The organism is Streptomyces drozdowiczii (genome assembly GCF_026167665.1).
Taxonomy (GTDB): domain Bacteria; phylum Actinomycetota; class Actinomycetes; order Streptomycetales; family Streptomycetaceae; genus Streptomyces; species Streptomyces drozdowiczii_A.
The window spans coordinates 5,093,473-5,109,668 of the sequence record NZ_CP098740.1 but is presented as its reverse complement, the minus strand read 5'-3'; the positions used below and the strand labels follow the sequence as shown (position 1 = coordinate 5,109,668).

Genomic DNA, 16,196 nt, shown 5'->3' with positions numbered 1-16,196 from the left:
CGATGCGCCGGGCACGGTCGGCCCACCCACTCGACCGAGAAGAACTCAACGGAAGCGAGATTTCACCACCGTGACTGCTCTCACTCTCAGCACTGCCGGTGCGGCGACGCTGCGCGCCGACGCCCTCGTCGTGGGCGTCGCCAAGGGCGCTGGATCCAAGCCTGGCGACCTGGTCCTCGCACCGGGCGCCGAGGCCGTGGACAAGGCGTTCGGCGGAAAGCTCGCCGCCGTCCTGGCGACCCTGGGCGCCTCGGGTGCCGAGGGCGAGCTGACGAAGGTCCCCGCCCCCGAGGGCCTGAAGGTCCCCGTCGTCATCGCGGCCGGCCTCGGCAAGGCCCCGGAGAAGGACGGCGCGTACGACGCCGAGACGCTGCGCCGGGCCGCCGGTGCCGCCGCCCGTTCCCTGGCCGGCTCGAAGAAGGCCGGCTTCGCGCTGCCCGTCGGGTCCGTCGAGGACGCCGAGGCCGTCGCGGAGGGCGCCCTGCTCGGCGCGTACGCCTTCACCGCCTACCAGGCCGGCGAGAACAAGCTGGCCCCCAAGGACGCGAAGCCCGCCGGTGCCAAGCAGGCGCTGGCCGAGGTCGCCGTGCTCGGTGCCAAGCCGCGCGACAAGGCGTTCAAGGCCGCCGCCGAGCGCGCGATCGCCCTCGCCGAGGAGATCAACCGCGCCCGCGACCTGGTCAACACCCCGCCCAACGACCTGTACCCCGAGTCCTTCGCCGCCGTGGCCACCGCCGCCGGCAAGGAGCACGGCATCAAGGTGCAGGTGCTGGACGAGAAGGCGCTCGTCAAGGGCGGCTACGGCGGCATCCTCGGCGTCGGCCAGGGCGCCGAGCGCGGCCCGCGCCTGGTGAAGCTCGCCTACACGCACCCGAAGGCGGAGAAGACCCTGGCCCTCGTCGGCAAGGGCATCACCTACGACTCGGGCGGCATCTCGCTGAAGCCGGCCGGTCACAACGAGACGATGAAGTGCGACATGGCCGGCGCCGCCGCCGTGTTCGCGACCGTCGTCTCGGCCGCCCGTCTGGGCCTGCGCGTCAACGTCACCGCCTGGCTGGCGCTCGCCGAGAACATGCCGTCGGGCAGCGCCACCCGCCCGGGCGACGTCCTGCGCATGTACAGCGGCAAGACCGTCGAGGTCCTCAACACCGACGCCGAGGGCCGGCTCGTCATGGCCGACGCGCTGACCCGCGCCTCGGAGGAGAACCCGGACGCGATCGTCGACGTGGCGACCCTGACCGGCGCGATGGTGCTGGCCCTGGGCAACCGCACCTTCGGCATCATGTCCAACGACGACGCCTTCCGTACCTCGATCCACGAGATCGCGGAGGAGGTCGGCGAGGCGTCCTGGCCGATGCCGCTCCCGGCCGACCTGCGCAAGGGCATGGACTCCCCGACCGCCGACATCGCCAACATGGGCGAGCGGATGGGCGGCGGCCTGGTGGCCGGTCTGTTCCTGAAGGAGTTCGTGGGCGAGGGCATCGCCTGGGCCCACCTGGACATCGCGGGCCCCGCCTTCCACGAGGGCGCCCCCTACGGCTACACGCCCAAGGGCGGCACCGGCTCCGCCGTCCGCACGCTGGTGAAGCTGGCGGAGCGCACCGCCGCCGGCGACCTCGGCTGACCGTTCGCGGCACGCCCCGTACGGCCCCGGGCATACGTCCGGGGCCGTAGGTGTTTGCCCCCGGGAGGGACGATCGACCGTCCCGGACACGGGCCCCGCGTCCCGCCCACCGTCAACAAGTGCGAAGATGGGTTCTCGGCAGGACAGGGCCCCCACCACAGGGCCGAAGACAAAGCGGCCGCACACCAGCCGACCGGCCGGTAACACCCCGAGGACGGGGCCCGGCGTACGGCGCACATGCATGGAGGACGTGACGTGGCGAACGACGCCAGCACCGTTTTCGACCTAGTGATCCTCGGCGGTGGCAGCGGCGGGTACGCCGCGGCCCTGCGCGGAGCGCAGCTGGGCCTGGACGTCGCTCTGATCGAGAAGGGCAAGGTCGGCGGCACCTGCCTGCACAACGGCTGCATCCCCACGAAGGCCCTGCTGCACGCCGGCGAGATCGCGGACCAGGCCCGTGAGTCCGAGCAGTTCGGTGTGAAGGCCACCTTCGAGGGCATCGACATGGCGGCCGTCCACAAGTACAAGGACGACGTGATCTCCGGCCTGTACAAGGGCCTCCAGGGTCTCGTCGCCTCCCGCAAGGTGCACTACATCGAGGGTGAGGGCCGGCTCTCCTCCCCCACCTCGGTGGACGTGAACGGCCAGCGCATCCAGGGCCGCCACGTGCTCCTGGCGACCGGCTCCGTGCCGAAGTCGCTGCCGGGCCTGGAGATCGACGGCAACCGCATCATCTCCTCGGACCACGCGCTGAAGCTGGACCGCGTCCCGAAGTCCGCGATCGTGCTGGGCGGCGGCGTCATCGGCGTCGAGTTCGCCTCGGCGTGGACCTCCTTCGGCTCCGAAGTGACGATCATCGAGGGCCTGAAGCACCTCGTCCCGGTCGAGGACGAGAACAGCTCGAAGCTCCTTGAGCGCGCCTTCCGCAAGCGCGGCATCAAGTTCAACCTCGGCACCTTCTTCCAGAGCGCCGAGTACACGCAGGACGGCGTCCGCGTGACCCTCGCCGACGGCAAGACCTTCGAGGCGGAGGTGCTGCTGGTCGCGATCGGCCGCGGCCCGGTCTCGCAGGGCCTCGGTTACGAGGAGGCCGGGGTCGCCATGGACCGCGGCTACGTCCTGGTCGACGAGTACATGCGGACCAACGTGGAGACGATCTCCGCCGTGGGCGACCTGGTCCCGACGCTCCAGCTGGCGCACGTCGGCTTCGCCGAGGGCATCCTCGTCGCGGAGCGGCTGGCCGGCCTCAAGACCGTCCCGATCGACTACGACGGTGTCCCCCGGGTCACGTACTGCCACCCCGAGGTCGCCTCCGTCGGCATCACCGAGGCCAAGGCCAAGGAGCTGTACGGCGCGGACAAGGTCGTCGCGCTGAAGTACAACCTCGCGGGCAACGGCAAGAGCAAGATCCTCAAGACCGCGGGCGAGATCAAGCTCGTCCAGGTCAAGGACGGTGCCGTGGTCGGCGTCCACATGGTCGGTGACCGTATGGGCGAGCAGGTCGGCGAAGCCCAGCTGATCTACAACTGGGAAGCGCTGCCGGCCGAGGTGGCCCAGCTCATCCACGCCCACCCGACGCAGAACGAGGCGATGGGCGAGGCGCACCTGGCGCTCGCCGGCAAGCCGCTGCACTCCCACGACTGACCGTCGACCGGGCGCGACGACCGACCACTTCCGCATTTTCGTAAGGAGCAACTGAAACCATGTCGGTTTCCGTAACCCTTCCGGCGCTCGGCGAGAGCGTCACCGAGGGCACTGTCACCCGCTGGCTGAAGGCCGAGGGCGAGCGCGTCGAGGCCGACGAGCCGCTGCTCGAGGTCTCGACCGACAAGGTCGACACCGAGATCCCCGCCCCCGCCTCCGGCGTCCTGTCGTCCATCAAGGTCGCCGAGGACGAGACCGTCGAGGTCGGCGCCGAGCTGGCCATCATCGACGACGGCTCGGGCGCCCCGGCCGCCGAGTCCGCTCCGGCGGCCGAGCCGGCCGCGGCCCCCGCCCCGGCCGCCGCCGAGGCCCCGACCGCGCCGTCCACCGAGACCGAGGCCCCGGCCCAGGCGCCGAGCGCCGAGGCCACCACCGGCGCCTCCTCCGCCTCCGGCACCGACGTCACCCTGCCGGCGCTCGGCGAGAGCGTCACCGAGGGCACCGTCACCCGCTGGCTGAAGGAGGTCGGCGAGGAGGTCGCGGAGGACGAGCCGCTGCTCGAGGTCTCCACGGACAAGGTCGACACCGAGATCCCCGCCCCGGTCGCCGGTGTGCTGCTGGAGATCGTGGTCGGCGAGGACGAGACCGCCGAGGTCGGCGCCAAGCTCGCCGTCATCGGCGCGCCCGGCGCCGCTCCGGCCGAGGCCCCGGCCCCGGCTCAGCCCGCCCCGGCCCAGGAGGCTCCGGCCGAGCCCGCCCCGGCCCCCGCGCCGGAACCGGCTCCGGCTCCGGCCCCCGCCGCGCCCGCTCCGGCTCCGGCCGCTCCGGCTCCGGCGCCCGCCGCCCAGGCCCCGGCTCCGGCGGCTCCCGCCCCGGCCCCGGCCGCCCCGGCGCAGGCTCCGGCCGCCGCCCCGGCCGCGACCTCCGGTGACGACGGCGCGTACGTCACGCCGCTGGTCCGCAAGCTCGCCGCCGAAAACGGCGTCGACCTGGGCTCGGTCAAGGGCACCGGCGTCGGTGGCCGCATCCGCAAGCAGGATGTCGTCGCCGCCGCGGAGGCCGCCAAGGCCGCCGCCGCTGCCCCGGCGCCCGCCGCCGCCGCTCCGGCCGCCGCCAAGGCGCCGAAGCTGGAGGCGTCCCCGCTGCGCGGCCAGACCGTCAAGATGACCCGCATGCGCAAGGTCATCGGCGACAACATGATGAAGGCGCTGCACTCGCAGGCCCAGCTGACCTCGGTCGTCGAGGTCGACGTCACCAAGCTGATGAAGCTGCGCGCCAAGGCGAAGGACGGCTTCGCGGCCCGTGAGGGCGTCAAGCTCTCCCCGATGCCGTTCTACGTGAAGGCCGCCGCCCAGGCGCTGAAGGCCCACCCGGTCATCAACGCCCGGATCAACGAGGACGAAGGCACCATCACGTACTTCGACTCGGAGAACATCGGCATCGCCGTGGACGCCGAGAAGGGCCTGATGACCCCGGTCATCAAGGGCGCGGGCGACCTCAACATCGCCGGTATCTCGAAGAAGACCGCCGAGCTGGCCGGCAAGGCCCGCGGTGGCGGCCTGACCCCGGACGACATGTCCGGTGCCACCTTCACCATCAGCAACACCGGCTCGCGCGGCGCGCTGTTCGACACCGTCATCGTGCCGCCGAACCAGGCAGCCATCCTGGGCATCGGCGCCACCGTGAAGCGTCCCGCGGTCATCGAGACCGAGGAGGGCACCGTGATCGGTGTCCGCGACATGACGTACCTGTCGCTCTCCTACGACCACCGTCTGGTGGACGGCGCGGACGCCGCCCGCTACCTGACCGCGGTCAAGGCGATCCTGGAGGCCGGCGAGTTCGAGGTCGAGCTCGGCCTGTAACCAGCCTCACGATCGGCGCCCCCGTCCGGAACCCTTCCGGGCGGGGGCGCCGCCGTATTGTCTAGACACCACCGGTCGCCCCGGCCACCGAGCCCGGTGCAGGCGTACCGGTCTGTCCGAAGGAGCCCGTCATGACCCCGCCCGTCGTCCACTCGCTGCGCGAACAGATCCGCGAGCACATCGTGGAGGGGATCGTCAGCGGGCGCTGGAAGCCGGGCGAGCGGATCGTGGAGCGGCGCATCGCGACCGAGCTGGAGGTCAGCCAGACGCCCGTGCGCGAGGCGCTGCGGGAGCTGGAGACGCTGCGGCTGATCGAGTCGGCGCCCAACAAGGGCGTCCGGGTCCGCAACCTCACCGCGGCGGACCTGGAGGAGAGCTACCCCGTACGGGCGGGCCTGGAGCAGATCGCGGCCGAGCTGGCGGCCCCCGGGCTCGGCGAGGACTGCTCGCTGCTCGCCCCGCATGTCGCGGCGCTGTACGAGGCGGACCGGCTGGCGGACGGCGAGGCCCAGGTCAGGCACACGGTCGGCTTCCACCGCGCGATGGTGCGGGCGGCGGGGAACGCGGTGCTGCTGCACACCTGGGAGGGGCTGGGCATCGAGGTGTTCACCGCCCTGTCGATCCGCTGGCTGGGGACGGTCCAGAAGTCGTACGCGGAGGAGCACGAGGCGCTCATCGACGCGTTCCTGCGCAAGGACCCGGACATCGGGACGCTGGTGAAGGCGCACGTCCTGGGGTGCGCGCCGCGCGCCTGAGGCGCTGCGCAAGTGTCGGCCCCGGCGCTCTTCCGTGCAGGTCAGCGCCCGTTTTGACGGGTAAATCCCGTCACTCGGTGCCCCATTTCATGGCACCGCATGCCACTTTCTTCATATCGAGAAGTTTTGCCGTTCATCCTTTGATCGATCATCGATCGGCGATTTACAGTTCACTCCGCGGGCCCACCGGCCCCATCGCCCTGTCCTGCCAGTCAGGGACTTCTCCACCCCCCTCCTCACCGGAAGGCGGCGATCATGACCGACCCCGTAGGAAAGCTTCCGAGCGAGCTCGACCAGCTCCCGGACCGCGACCCGGAGGAGACCGCTGAATGGGCGGCCTCCCTGGATGCCGTCACCAAGGCCGCGGGCCCGCACCGTGCCGCGTACCTGATGCGGCGCTCGCTCCAGCACGCCGAGGGCGCCGGTCTCGCGCTGCCCAAGCTGCTGGAGACCGATTACGTCAACTCCATCCCGACCGCCGCGGAGCCCGACTTCGACGGTGACCTGGAGATGGAGTCGAAGATCACCGCGTGGAACCGCTGGAACGCGGCCGCGATGGTCACCCGTGGCGCGCGCTTCGGCGTCGGCGGCCACATCGCCACCTTCGCCTCGGCGGCCTGGCTGTACGAGACCGGCTTCAACCACTTCTTCCGCGGCAAGGAGGGGGACGGCTCCGGCGACCAGCTGTACGTGCAGGGCCACGCCTCCCCCGGCATCTACGCCCGCGCCTTCCTCGACGGCCGGCTCAGCGAGCAGCAGCTCGACAACTTCCGCCAGGAGTCCGGCGGCAACGGCCTGCCCTCCTACCCGCACCCGCGCCGGCTGCCCTGGCTGTGGGAGTTCCCCACGGTCTCCATGGGCCTCGGCCCGCTCTCGGCGATCTACCAGGCGCGCTTCAACCGCTACCTCGCCAACCGCAACATCAAGGACACGTCGAACTCGCACGTCTGGGCCTTCCTGGGCGACGGCGAGATGGACGAGCCCGAGTCGACCGCCGCCCTCGCCCTCGCGGCCCGCGAGAAGCTCGACAACCTGACCTTCGTCATCAACTGCAACCTGCAGCGCCTCGACGGTCCGGTCCGCGCCAACTTCCGCGTCGTGCAGGAGCTGGAGGGCGCCTTCCGGGGCGCCGGCTGGAACGTCATCAAGACGCTCTGGGGCAACGCCTGGGACGAGCTGTTCCAGCTCGACACCACGGGCGCGCTGGTCCGCCGCCTCCGCGAGGTCCCGGACGCGCAGTTCCAGACGTACGCCACCCGCGACGTCGCCTACATCCGCGAGCACTTCTTCGGCGCCGAGCCCGCCCTCGCCGAGCTGGCGAAACTGCTCACCGACGCGAAGATCGCCGAGTGCTTCTACACCTCGCGCGGCGGCCACGAGGCCCGCAAGGTGTACGCGGCGTACCGCGCGGCCGTCGAGCACAAGGGCGCGCCGACCGTGATCCTCGCCCAGACGGTGAAGGGCTACACGCTCGGCAAGGGCTTCGAGTCCAAGAACGCCAACCACCAGATGAAGAAGCTGACGATCGACGAGTTCAAGGGCATGCGCGAGCTGCTCGGCCTCCCGATCCCGGACAGCGCCTTCGCCGACGGCCTGGTGCCCTACGGCCACCCGGGCGCCGACTCCCCCGAGGTCCGCTACCTCCAGGAGCGCCGCGCCGCCCTCGGCGGCCCCGCCCCGGCCCGCCGGGTGCACGCGGTGGCGCTGCCGCAGCCCGAGGAGCGCGCGTTCGCCGCGCTCAAGAAGGGCTCCGGCAAGCAGGAGATGGCCACCACCATGGCCTTCGTCCGCCTGGTCAAGGACCTGATGCGGGACAAGCAGACCGGCAGGCGCTGGGTGCCGATCGTCCCCGACGAGGCCCGCACCTTCGGCATGGAGTCGCTGTTCCCCTCGGCCGGCATCTACTCGCCGCTGGGCCAGACGTACGAGCCGGTCGACCGCGACCAGCTGATGTACTACAAGGAGGCCAAGGACGGCCAGATCCTCAACGAGGGGATCACCGAGGCCGGCGCCATGGCCGACTTCATCGCCGCCGCCACGTCGTACGCGACGCACGGCGAGACGATGATCCCGTTCTACATCTTCTACTCGATGTTCGGCTGGCAGCGGACGGGCGACCAGTTCTGGCAGCTCGCCGACCAGCTCGGCAAGGGCTTCATCGTCGGCGCCACCGCCGGCCGTACGACCCTGACGGGCGAGGGCCTCCAGCACGCGGACGGCCACTCGCACCTGATCGCCGCCACGAACCCGGCGTCGCTCAACTACGACCCGGCGTTCGCGTACGAGATCGCGGTGATCGTCAAGGACGGTCTGCGGCGGATGTACGGCCAGGCCGCCCCCGGCGAGGACTCGAACGTCTTCTACTACCTGACGGTCTACAACGAGCCGAAGCCGCAGCCCGCGATGCCGGAGGGCGTCGAGGAGGGCATCGTCAAGGGCCTGTACCGCTTCAAGGAGGGCACGCCCGCAGCGGCGGACGCGCCGCGCGCCCAGCTGCTGGCCTCCGGCACGGCGATCCACTGGGCCCTGGAGGCCCAGGAGCTGCTGGCCGCCGACTGGGGTGTCACGGCCGACGTCTGGTCCGCGACCTCCTGGGGCGAGCTGCGCCGCGAGGCGCTGGAGTGCGACGAGGCGCTGCTCCGCGGTGAGCAGCGGGTGCCGTACGTGACGCAGGCGCTGGAGGGCGCTCCGGGTCCGGTCGTCGCGGTCAGCGACTGGATGCGCGCGGTGCCGGACCAGATCAGCCAGTGGGTGGAGCAGGACTACACCTCGCTCGGCACGGACGGCTTCGGCCTCTCCGACACGCGTGACGCGGCCCGCCGCCACTTCGGCGTCGACGCCCCGTCCGTCGTGGTCGCCACGCTGGCCCAGCTGGCCCGGCGCGGCGAGGTGCCGGCGACCGCCGTCAAGGAGGCGCGGGACCGGTACGGTCTCTGAGCGTGATCAGGCCCGTCCGGCGCGAGGCTTCGGCCTCGATCGCCGGACGGGCTTGTCGTCCGTTCACAATGGGCGCATGCGTGCTGCCCGGCTGATCCGAATGGTGCTGCTCCTCCAGGCCCGCCCCGGCATGACCGCCGCCGAGCTGTCCCGGGAGCTGGAGGTGTCCGAGCGGACCGTCACCCGGGACGCGCAGGCGCTCTCCGAGGCCGGGGTCCCGGTGTACGCGGAGCGCGGCCGGGCCGGCGGCTACCGGCTCGTCGGCGGCTACCGCACCGGGCTGACCGGTCTCGCCCGTGACGAGGCGGAGGCCCTGTTCCTGTCCGGGCTGCCCTCGGCCCTGCGCGAGATGGGACTCGCGGACGCCGCTTCGGCCGCCCGGCTGAAGGTGTCGGCGGCCCTGACGCCCGCGCTGCGGGACGCCCCGGCGGGGGCGGGCCGGCGCTTCCATCTGGACGCCCCCGGCTGGTACCAGGAGCCGGTCACCCCGGAGCTGCTGCCCGCCGTGGCCGAGGCCGTGTGGCGCGACCGGCTGCTCCTGGCCCGGTACCGGCGGGCCGGCCGGGACTCCGACGTCGAACGGGAGCTGGCCCCGTACGGGCTCGTGCTGAAGGCGGGCGTCTGGTACCTCTGCGCCCGCGCGGACGACGACACGCGGGTGTACCGCATCGACCGGTTCACCGCCGCCACCGTTTCGGACACCCCTTTCGTCAGGGACGAGGGTTTCGACCTGCCCGCGTTCTGGGAAGAGCGGTCCGCCGCCTTCGCCCGCTCCCTGCTGCGTACGGAGATCACGCTGCGGCTGTCGGAGGCGGCCGCGCGCCGGCTGCCGCACGTCGTGGACCGGGCCGCCGCCACGGAGGCGCTGGAGGCGGCGGGGCCGCCCGCCGCCGACGGCCGGGTCACGGTCACCCTGCCGGTGGAGTCCCTGGACGTCGCCTACGGCCAGCTGCTGGGCCTCGGACCGGAGTTGGAGGTGCTGGCCCCGGCCGGGCTGCGGGAGAGGTTCGCGACCGCCGCGGCCAGGCTGCACGCGCTCTACGGGGGCGCGCCCTGACGGCTTCGTACCGATGTCTGGGCGTGCGTCGGCCGCGCTCAGGGCAGATGCTGGACCCGTGATGGACGAGACCGAATTCTGGGAGCTGATCGACAGCACGCGCGAGGCCGCCGACGGCGACCCCGAGGACCATGCCGATCTGCTGGTCGACAAGCTGGTGCTGCTCGACCCCGAAGCGGTGCTGGACTTCGCCCGGCACTTCGAGGCCCGCTACAACCGCGCCTACCGCTGGGACCTGTGGGGCGCCGCCGCCATCCTGCTCGGCGGCGCGAGCGACGACGCCTTCGACTACTTCCGCTGCTGGCTGATCGGCCGGGGCCGGGAGGTCTTCGAGGGCGCCGTGCACGACCCGGACGCCCTGGCCGAGCTGCTCGACTCCTTCGACGAGGAGCTGGACGGCGACGGCGAGGACCTGGGGTACGCGGCGGACGAGGCGTACGAACAGCTCACCGGCGTTGTCGCGCCCGACCTCGGCCTGCCCCCGCAGCCCGACGAGCCGGAGGGCACCCCGCTCGACCCGGACGACGACGCGGCCCTGGCGGCCCGGCTGCCCGCCCTGTGGGAGCGGTTCGGCGTCACGGGCTGAGCGGGCGGCCCATCATCACGTCGTCCACGTACCGCCCGTTCAGGAAGAACTCGCCCGGCAGCACGCCCTCGACGGTGAAGCCCTCCGCCTCGTACAGCGCGCGGGCGGGCGCGTTGTGGCCGAGGACCCGCAGGGTGATCCGGTTCGCCCCCTCGCCGCGCGCCGCCGCGCAGGCCGCGCGGACCAGGGCGCGTCCGACGCCCCGGCCGCGCGCCCAGTGGGCCACGGCGAGGCCCTGGATCTGCCGGACGTGCGCGTTGCAGGCCAGCGGGGTCGGCGGCACGACGCGTATGTACCCGGCCGGCGCCCGCTCCCCCGCCTCGTTCACCGCCTCCGCCACCAGGATGTCCCGGGGCGGGTGCCGCTCGTCGAAGAACGGCGCGTACGGCGGCTGCGGGGGCGGCTGGACCGCGTGCAGCGTCGACCAGGTGGCGCGGTCCAGCTCGCCGAGCGCGGACTCGTCCGTGAGAACGGCGCGGCGGACGACGGGTGCGGTGGATGCGGCGGAATCGGTCATGGCCGCCACTGTGCCATGGCCGTGTACGGCGGCCCCGGTGGGGCAGGATGGACGCCATGCCGCACTCCCGTATCGCCGTCAGCGGATCGACCGGACTCATCGGAGCGGCGCTGGTGCGCTCGCTGCGGGCCGACGGGCACGAGGTGGTGCGCCTGGTGCGCCGCCCGGCCCGGGACGGTGACGAGGCGGAGTGGGACCCGAAGCGGGGTTACGTGGACGTGGCCGGGCTCGTCGGCTGCGACGCGGTCGTCCATCTCGCCGGGGCGGGGGTCGGCGACCACCGCTGGACCGAGGCGTACAAGAAGGAGATCCGGGACAGCCGGGTGCTGGGCACCGCCGCGATCGCGGACGCCGTCGCCTCGCTCGACACCCCGCCCGCCGTGCTGCTGTCCGGCTCCGCGATCGGCTTCTACGGGGACACCGGCGACCGCCCGGTCGACGAGGAGGCGCCGCCCGGGGACGGGTTCCTGCCGTCGGTCTGCGTGGAGTGGGAGGAGGCCACGGCGGCGGCCGAGGAGGCCGGGGTGCGCACGGTGCACGCCCGCACCGGCCTGGTGGTCGCCCGGGAGGGCGGTGCCTGGGGGCGGCTCTTCCCGCTGTTCCGGGCGGGGCTCGGCGGCCGGATGGGCGACGGGCGGCAGTACTGGAGCTTCATCGCGCTGCACGACCACATCGCGGCGCTGCGGCACATCCTGGACACCCCGGAGCTGTCCGGGCCGGTGAACCTGACCGCCCCGACACCCGTCACCAACGCCGAGGTGACCGCCGCGATGGGCCGGGTGCTGCGGCGGCCGACCCTCTTCACGGCGCCCGCACCGGCCCTGCGGCTCGCGCTCGGCGAATTCGCCGGGGACGTGCTGGGCAGTCAGCGGGTGCTGCCCGCGCGGCTGCTGGGCTCCGGCTTCTCCTTCGCCTTCCCCTCCGTCGACGCCGCCATCCGCGCCGCCCTGCGCTGACGGACCGTCCGGGCAGCCCGGTTTTTTTCGGACGGGCGTGCGACCCCGTGCATCGGTGCTCCGGTCCGCGCGCGACTGCGCGGGATCGGGCCACTCTCCTAGCCTCCTGACGAACTCACGCATTCCGGTGGGCGGTTGAGGGCATGAGCCCCCCACCACTTGCGCCGAACCGGGGAGGGTACGTGCTCAGCACGGCACACCACGCGGACGTCGTCATCATCGGGGCCGGGATCGCCGGCCTGTCGGCGGCCCACCGACTGACCAGCGCCGGGGTCAGTGTCAGCGTCCTGGAGGCCGGCCCCGGCGTCGGCGGCCGGATGGCCACCGACGAGGTGGACGGCTTCCGCCTCGACCGGGTCGGCCCGCTGCTCAACACCGCGTATCCGGAGCTCCGCACCACACCGGGGCTCGACGGACTCGTCCTGCGCACCTTCGATCCCGGCGTCCTCGTGCACAGCGAGGGCCGCCGCCACCGGACCGGCGAGACCCGCCGCGTGCCGGGCGCACGCGGCGCACGGGGCGCGCTCAAGGCGGCGCGCGCCCTCGCGCACGCCCCCCGGCCGCCGCGCCCGGGCGCCCTCACCGGGGTCATGGGCGACGCGATCGACCACGCCCGGCTCGGCGTGGCCCTGGCCCGGCTCGCCGCCACACCGCCGGCCCGCGTCCTCGCCCGGCCCGAACGCGCCGCGCTCGACGCCCTGGCCGGCCGGCTCTCCTCCCGTACGCTGGGCGGCTTCGTACGCCCGCTGCTCACCGCGCTGCTCAGCGACCCGGACCTCACCACGTCCAGCCGGTGCGCCGACCTCGCCCTGCGGACGTACGCGAGCGGACGGCTGTGCGTACCGGAGGGCGGGGCGGGTACGCTGCCGGCGCTCCTCGCCGCTTCCCTGCCGCCGGGCACCGTACGCACCGGGGTGCATGTCACCTCCGCCGACATCACCTCCGTACGCACCAAGGAGGACGGCGAACTGGGCTGCCGGTCCCTGCTGGTGGCCACGGGGGCGAGCGCCGCCGCCGAACTGCTGCCGGGCCTGCGGCTGCCGTCCTTCCACCCCGTGACGGTGCTCCATCACACCGCGCCCGCTCCCCCGCCCACCGGTGCCTCGCTCCTCCTGGACGCCGACCGGTCGGGCCCCGTCTCGCACACCGCCGTGATGAGCGAGGTCGACCCGGCCCGCGCCCCGGAGGGCCGGACGCTGATCAGCTCGACGGTCCTCGGCACCCCGCCGGACGACCTGGACCGCACGGTCCGCGCCCACCTCGCCGCGCTGTACGGCGTGCCCACCGACGACTGGGAGCTGCTGGCCGCCCACCACGACCCGGAGGCCGTCCCCGCGATGCCCGCCCCGCACGACCCGCACCGCCCGGTCCGGCTCCTCGGGGGCCTGTACGTCTGCGGCGACCACCGGGACACCGGCACCGTCCAGGGCGCCCTGGCCTCGGGCGCCCGCGCCGCCGCGTCGATCCTCCACGACCTCGGCATCCGCCCGGCCGCCGGGGAGGCTGCCGCGCTCCCCGAGGCGGCCTGAGCTGCGGCAGCCCAGGGGGTCTCACCCGAGCGCGGCGACCCGTTCCCGGTAGCCGCGCACGGCGGCGGCGTCGCGGTAGGGCTCCAGCCGCCGTTCGAAGTCCCGGACGTACTCCGTGGCCCGGGCCGAGCGCATCTCGGTCGCCTGCTGGGCGGCCTCCGCGCCCAGCCGGCACGCCTGGTCCAGCTCGCCGAGCCCGAGCCGGGCGGACGCCAGCACCACCCGGCAGAACAGCCTGCTCCGGGCGTACGCGGGGGCGCGCAGCTGGAGCGCGCGCTCCGCGTACTGCGCGGCGGAGCGGTACTGCTGGAGGTCGCGGTGGCAGTGCCCGAACTCGTCGGCGAGCTGCGCCTCGTCGAAGTGGCGCGCCCAGTGCGGGACCTCGTCGCCGGGGCGGGCCGCCTCCAGCGCGCGTTCCGCGCGGGCGAGCGAGGCCGTGCACGCCTTGGAGTCCCCGAGCACCGCGTGGCCGCGCGCCTCCACCGCGTGCAGCAGGGCCATGACGGTGTGGGGCGCGGCCGAGCCGACGCCCTGCTGGGCGACGCGGGCGAGCTGGACCGCTTCCCGGCCGTGGGCGAGATAGACCGCCTGGCGGCTCATGGTGATCAGCACATAGCTGCCGTAGGCCCGGTCGCCGGCCGCCTGGGAGAGGCGGAGCGCCTGGACGAAGTAGCGCTGGGCGAGCCCGTGCGCCGCGATGTCGTACGAGGTCCAGCCGGCCAGCCTGGTCAGGTCGGCGGCGGCCGCGAAGAGCCGCCGTCCGGTCGCCTCGCCGTAGGTGCCGCGCAGCATCGGCTCCGTCTCGTGCTCCAGATACCGCACGAGGGCCTGTCGGGCGTGCCCGCCGCCGTAGGCGTGGTCGAGCGTACGGAAGAGCTCGGCCACCGAGCGCAGGGCGGCCACGTCCCCCTCGCCGACCCGGAGCCCCGAGCCCCGCTCGGTCTGCCGCTGCCGGGGCACGCCGGGGCCGCCCGTCGCGCCGCCGGGCGGTGCCGGTGTCCCGCCGGGCCGCGAGGGCACCGGTCCGCGCACGCTGTGCCGCCCGCCCTGCTCGGGCACGGCGGTCAGGGCTCCGGCGGCGGGGAGCTGGGCGCCAACCGGCCGCGAGGCCCCGGCCCTGCTGGGCGCCGGCCGGCCGACCCACTCGTCGGCCCGCCCGATCAGCCAGTCCCGGCTGGGCACGACGAGACCGGCCGGGGTGAAGGCGATCTTCCGCAGCTCGGTGTGGCTGCCGGAGTCCTTGCGCCAGAGCCCGCTGACGATGTCGACCGCCTCGGCGGGGGTGGCGGCGAACTCCAGGCCGGCGTAGACCGGGGCGCAGGCGTCGAGGCCGAGGTCCTGCGCGGAGAGCCGGCGGCCGAGGCGCCGGGTGAAGACCTCGGCGATGAGCGCGGGGGTGGTGCCCCGGGGCTGCTGGCCGCGCAGCCAGCGGGTCACGGAGGTCTTGTCGTACCTCAGGTCGAGTCCGTGTTCGAGGCCGAGCTGGTCCACCCGGCGGGCGAGGCCGGCGTTGGAGAACCCGGCCTCGGTGATGAGCGAGGCGAGCCGGCGGTTGGGCGTGCGCTGCGCAGGTCGTTCCGACATCAGCTCTAGGGTCTCCTGCCTTCCGGGCCGGGCAGCCCTCTGACGAACGGCGCGAATTTAACTGGCGGCGGGGCGGCCCCAGGACCCTTCGCTCCACATTCATCCGATCGTGTGAGGATTGTGGACGGCGCTGACGGGAAGACCTGCCCGGCCCATGCGCCGACGCCGGTCGTACAGTGACTGGGGCGCGATTCGTGCAGGGTGACGTGGTTCCGGGAAACCCCCGGCCCCGGCACCGCGAGGAGAGAGGCTGCCGCCGTGAGTGAGCTCCGGTTCGTCCGTATGGGATTCGGCGAGAACGCCGTCGACTACCAGGAGGCGTGGCAGAAGCAGCGCGAGGTGCACGCGGCACGGTTCGAGGACACCGTTCCGGACACCTGCCTGCTCCTGGAACACCCGCCCGTCTACACCGCGGGCAGGCGCACGGCGGACAGCGAGCGCCCCCTCGACGGCACCCCCGTCATCGACGTGGACCGCGGCGGCAAGATCACCTGGCACGGCCCCGGCCAGCTCGTCGGCTACCCGATCCAGAAGCTCCCGCGCCCCGTGGACGTCGTCGCCCATGTGCGCCGCCTGGAGGAGGCGCTGATCCGCACCGCCGCCGAGTTCGGCGTCGTGACCAGCCGGGTCGAGGGCCGCAGCGGCGTCTGGGTCCTGGGCGACCCGGTCGAGCAGCGCCCCGCGCTCGGCGGCCTCACGCTCGACTTCGACCCGCGCCTGGCGGACGAGGAGTTCGACCCCCGGCTCAACGGTCCGGAGTACGCCCCGTCCAACGCCGGGCAGCGCCGCGAGGACCGCAAGCTCGCCGCGATCGGCATCCGGGTCGCCAAGGGCGTCACGATGCACGGCTTCGCGCTCAACGTGAACCCGGACAACACCTGGTTCGACCGCATCGTGCCCTGCGGCATCCGGGACGCCGGTGTCACCTCGCTCAGCTACGAGCTGGGCCGCGAGATCACGATCGACGAGGTCCTGCCCGTCGTCGAGAAGCACCTCCGGGACATCCTGGAGAACGCCGAGCTCGCCCCCCGTACGATCGAGCGCACCGGCGACGCCATGGCCACGGCGTGACCCACGGAACGCGGTTCCGGGAATAGGCCCCGCCTGCCCCAGGTTGGGCAGACGTACAACCGAATGAACTACGG

At 73.4% G+C, this 16,196-nt stretch carries 12 protein-coding genes; 10 read left to right on the top strand and 2 right to left on the bottom strand.

All coding sequences use genetic code 11. The features are described from left to right. Positions 1 to 70: 70 nt before the first annotated feature. The 7 genes from NEH16_RS23230 to NEH16_RS23200 all read left to right on the top strand — a co-directional run bounded on the left by NEH16_RS23230 (position 71) and on the right by NEH16_RS23200 (position 10,465). Positions 71 to 1,624 (top strand): leucyl aminopeptidase, encoded by a 1,554-nt coding sequence (locus NEH16_RS23230; RefSeq protein ID WP_073965538.1) that lies wholly within the window; start codon positions 71 to 73, stop codon positions 1,622 to 1,624. A 255-nt stretch (positions 1,625 to 1,879) separates the two neighbouring features. Beyond that, positions 1,880 to 3,268, top strand: a complete 1,389-nt coding sequence (lpdA, locus tag NEH16_RS23225; protein ID WP_265544726.1) for a dihydrolipoyl dehydrogenase — start codon at positions 1,880 to 1,882, stop codon at positions 3,266 to 3,268. Positions 3,269 to 3,327: 59 nt separating this feature from the next. Next, positions 3,328 to 5,130, top strand: a complete 1,803-nt coding sequence (gene sucB / locus NEH16_RS23220) for a 2-oxoglutarate dehydrogenase, E2 component, dihydrolipoamide succinyltransferase (RefSeq protein WP_265544724.1) — start codon at positions 3,328 to 3,330, stop codon at positions 5,128 to 5,130. A 131-nt stretch (positions 5,131 to 5,261) separates the two neighbouring features. Next, positions 5,262 to 5,885, top strand: coding sequence for a GntR family transcriptional regulator (locus tag NEH16_RS23215; protein WP_073965535.1), 624 nt, complete (start codon positions 5,262 to 5,264; stop codon positions 5,883 to 5,885). A 255-nt stretch (positions 5,886 to 6,140) separates the two neighbouring features. Continuing rightward, the gene (gene aceE / locus NEH16_RS23210; protein WP_265544721.1) at positions 6,141 to 8,822 is read left to right on the top strand and encodes a pyruvate dehydrogenase (acetyl-transferring), homodimeric type; all 2,682 of its coding nucleotides are present in this window, start codon (positions 6,141 to 6,143) and stop codon (positions 8,820 to 8,822) included. 76 nt (positions 8,823 to 8,898) lie between these two features. After that, entirely contained in the window at positions 8,899 to 9,879 is a 981-nt protein-coding gene (locus NEH16_RS23205) for a helix-turn-helix transcriptional regulator (RefSeq protein WP_265544720.1), read from the top strand. A gap of 61 nt (positions 9,880 to 9,940) precedes the next feature. Then, positions 9,941 to 10,465 carry a DUF4240 domain-containing protein gene (locus NEH16_RS23200; protein WP_073965532.1) on the top strand — a complete coding sequence of 175 codons (525 nt, stop codon included), beginning with the start codon at positions 9,941 to 9,943 and terminating at the stop codon, positions 10,463 to 10,465. Here NEH16_RS23200 and NEH16_RS23195 read toward each other — a convergent pair. Continuing rightward, the gene (locus tag NEH16_RS23195; protein WP_073965531.1) at positions 10,455 to 10,982 is read right to left on the bottom strand and encodes a GNAT family N-acetyltransferase; all 528 of its coding nucleotides are present in this window, start codon (positions 10,980 to 10,982) and stop codon (positions 10,455 to 10,457) included. The genes NEH16_RS23200 and NEH16_RS23195 overlap by 11 nt on opposite strands. Positions 10,983 to 11,038: 56 nt before the next feature. Between NEH16_RS23195 and NEH16_RS23190 the strand changes: the two genes are divergently transcribed. Further along, positions 11,039 to 11,938 (top strand): TIGR01777 family oxidoreductase, encoded by a 900-nt coding sequence (locus NEH16_RS23190; protein ID WP_073965609.1) that lies wholly within the window; start codon positions 11,039 to 11,041, stop codon positions 11,936 to 11,938. Positions 11,939 to 12,120: 182 nt separating this feature from the next. Further along, complete coding sequence (locus NEH16_RS23185; protein ID WP_265544717.1) at positions 12,121 to 13,467, top strand: NAD(P)/FAD-dependent oxidoreductase; 1,347 nt, start codon at positions 12,121 to 12,123, stop codon at positions 13,465 to 13,467. A 21-nt stretch (positions 13,468 to 13,488) separates the two neighbouring features. On the opposite strand, the gene NEH16_RS23180 is transcribed toward NEH16_RS23185, so the two are convergent. Beyond that, the gene (locus NEH16_RS23180) at positions 13,489 to 15,051 is read right to left on the bottom strand and encodes a regulator (RefSeq protein WP_265544716.1); all 1,563 of its coding nucleotides are present in this window, start codon (positions 15,049 to 15,051) and stop codon (positions 13,489 to 13,491) included. Positions 15,052 to 15,309: 258 nt separating this feature from the next. Between NEH16_RS23180 and lipB the strand changes: the two genes are divergently transcribed. After that, positions 15,310 to 16,122 (top strand): lipoyl(octanoyl) transferase LipB, encoded by an 813-nt coding sequence (gene lipB, locus NEH16_RS23175; RefSeq protein WP_265544715.1) that lies wholly within the window; start codon positions 15,310 to 15,312, stop codon positions 16,120 to 16,122. The last annotated feature ends 74 nt before the right edge of the window (positions 16,123 to 16,196 follow it).

Bases quoted from the DNA above. Each gene is read 5' to 3' on its own strand.
- NEH16_RS23190 (WP_073965609.1), top strand. From the start codon at position 11,039: ATGCCGCACTCCCGTATCGCCGTCAGCGGATCGACCGGACTCATCGGA.
- NEH16_RS23195 (WP_073965531.1), bottom strand. From the start codon at position 10,982: ATGACCGATTCCGCCGCATCCACCGCACCCGTCGTCCGCCGCGCCGTT.
- aceE (WP_265544721.1), top strand. From the start codon at position 6,141: ATGACCGACCCCGTAGGAAAGCTTCCGAGCGAGCTCGACCAGCTCCCG.
- NEH16_RS23180 (WP_265544716.1), bottom strand. From the start codon at position 15,051: ATGTCGGAACGACCTGCGCAGCGCACGCCCAACCGCCGGCTCGCCTCG.
- NEH16_RS23200 (WP_073965532.1), top strand. From the start codon at position 9,941: ATGGACGAGACCGAATTCTGGGAGCTGATCGACAGCACGCGCGAGGCC.
- NEH16_RS23215 (WP_073965535.1), top strand. From the start codon at position 5,262: ATGACCCCGCCCGTCGTCCACTCGCTGCGCGAACAGATCCGCGAGCAC.
- sucB (WP_265544724.1), top strand. From the start codon at position 3,328: ATGTCGGTTTCCGTAACCCTTCCGGCGCTCGGCGAGAGCGTCACCGAG.
- NEH16_RS23205 (WP_265544720.1), top strand. From the start codon at position 8,899: ATGCGTGCTGCCCGGCTGATCCGAATGGTGCTGCTCCTCCAGGCCCGC.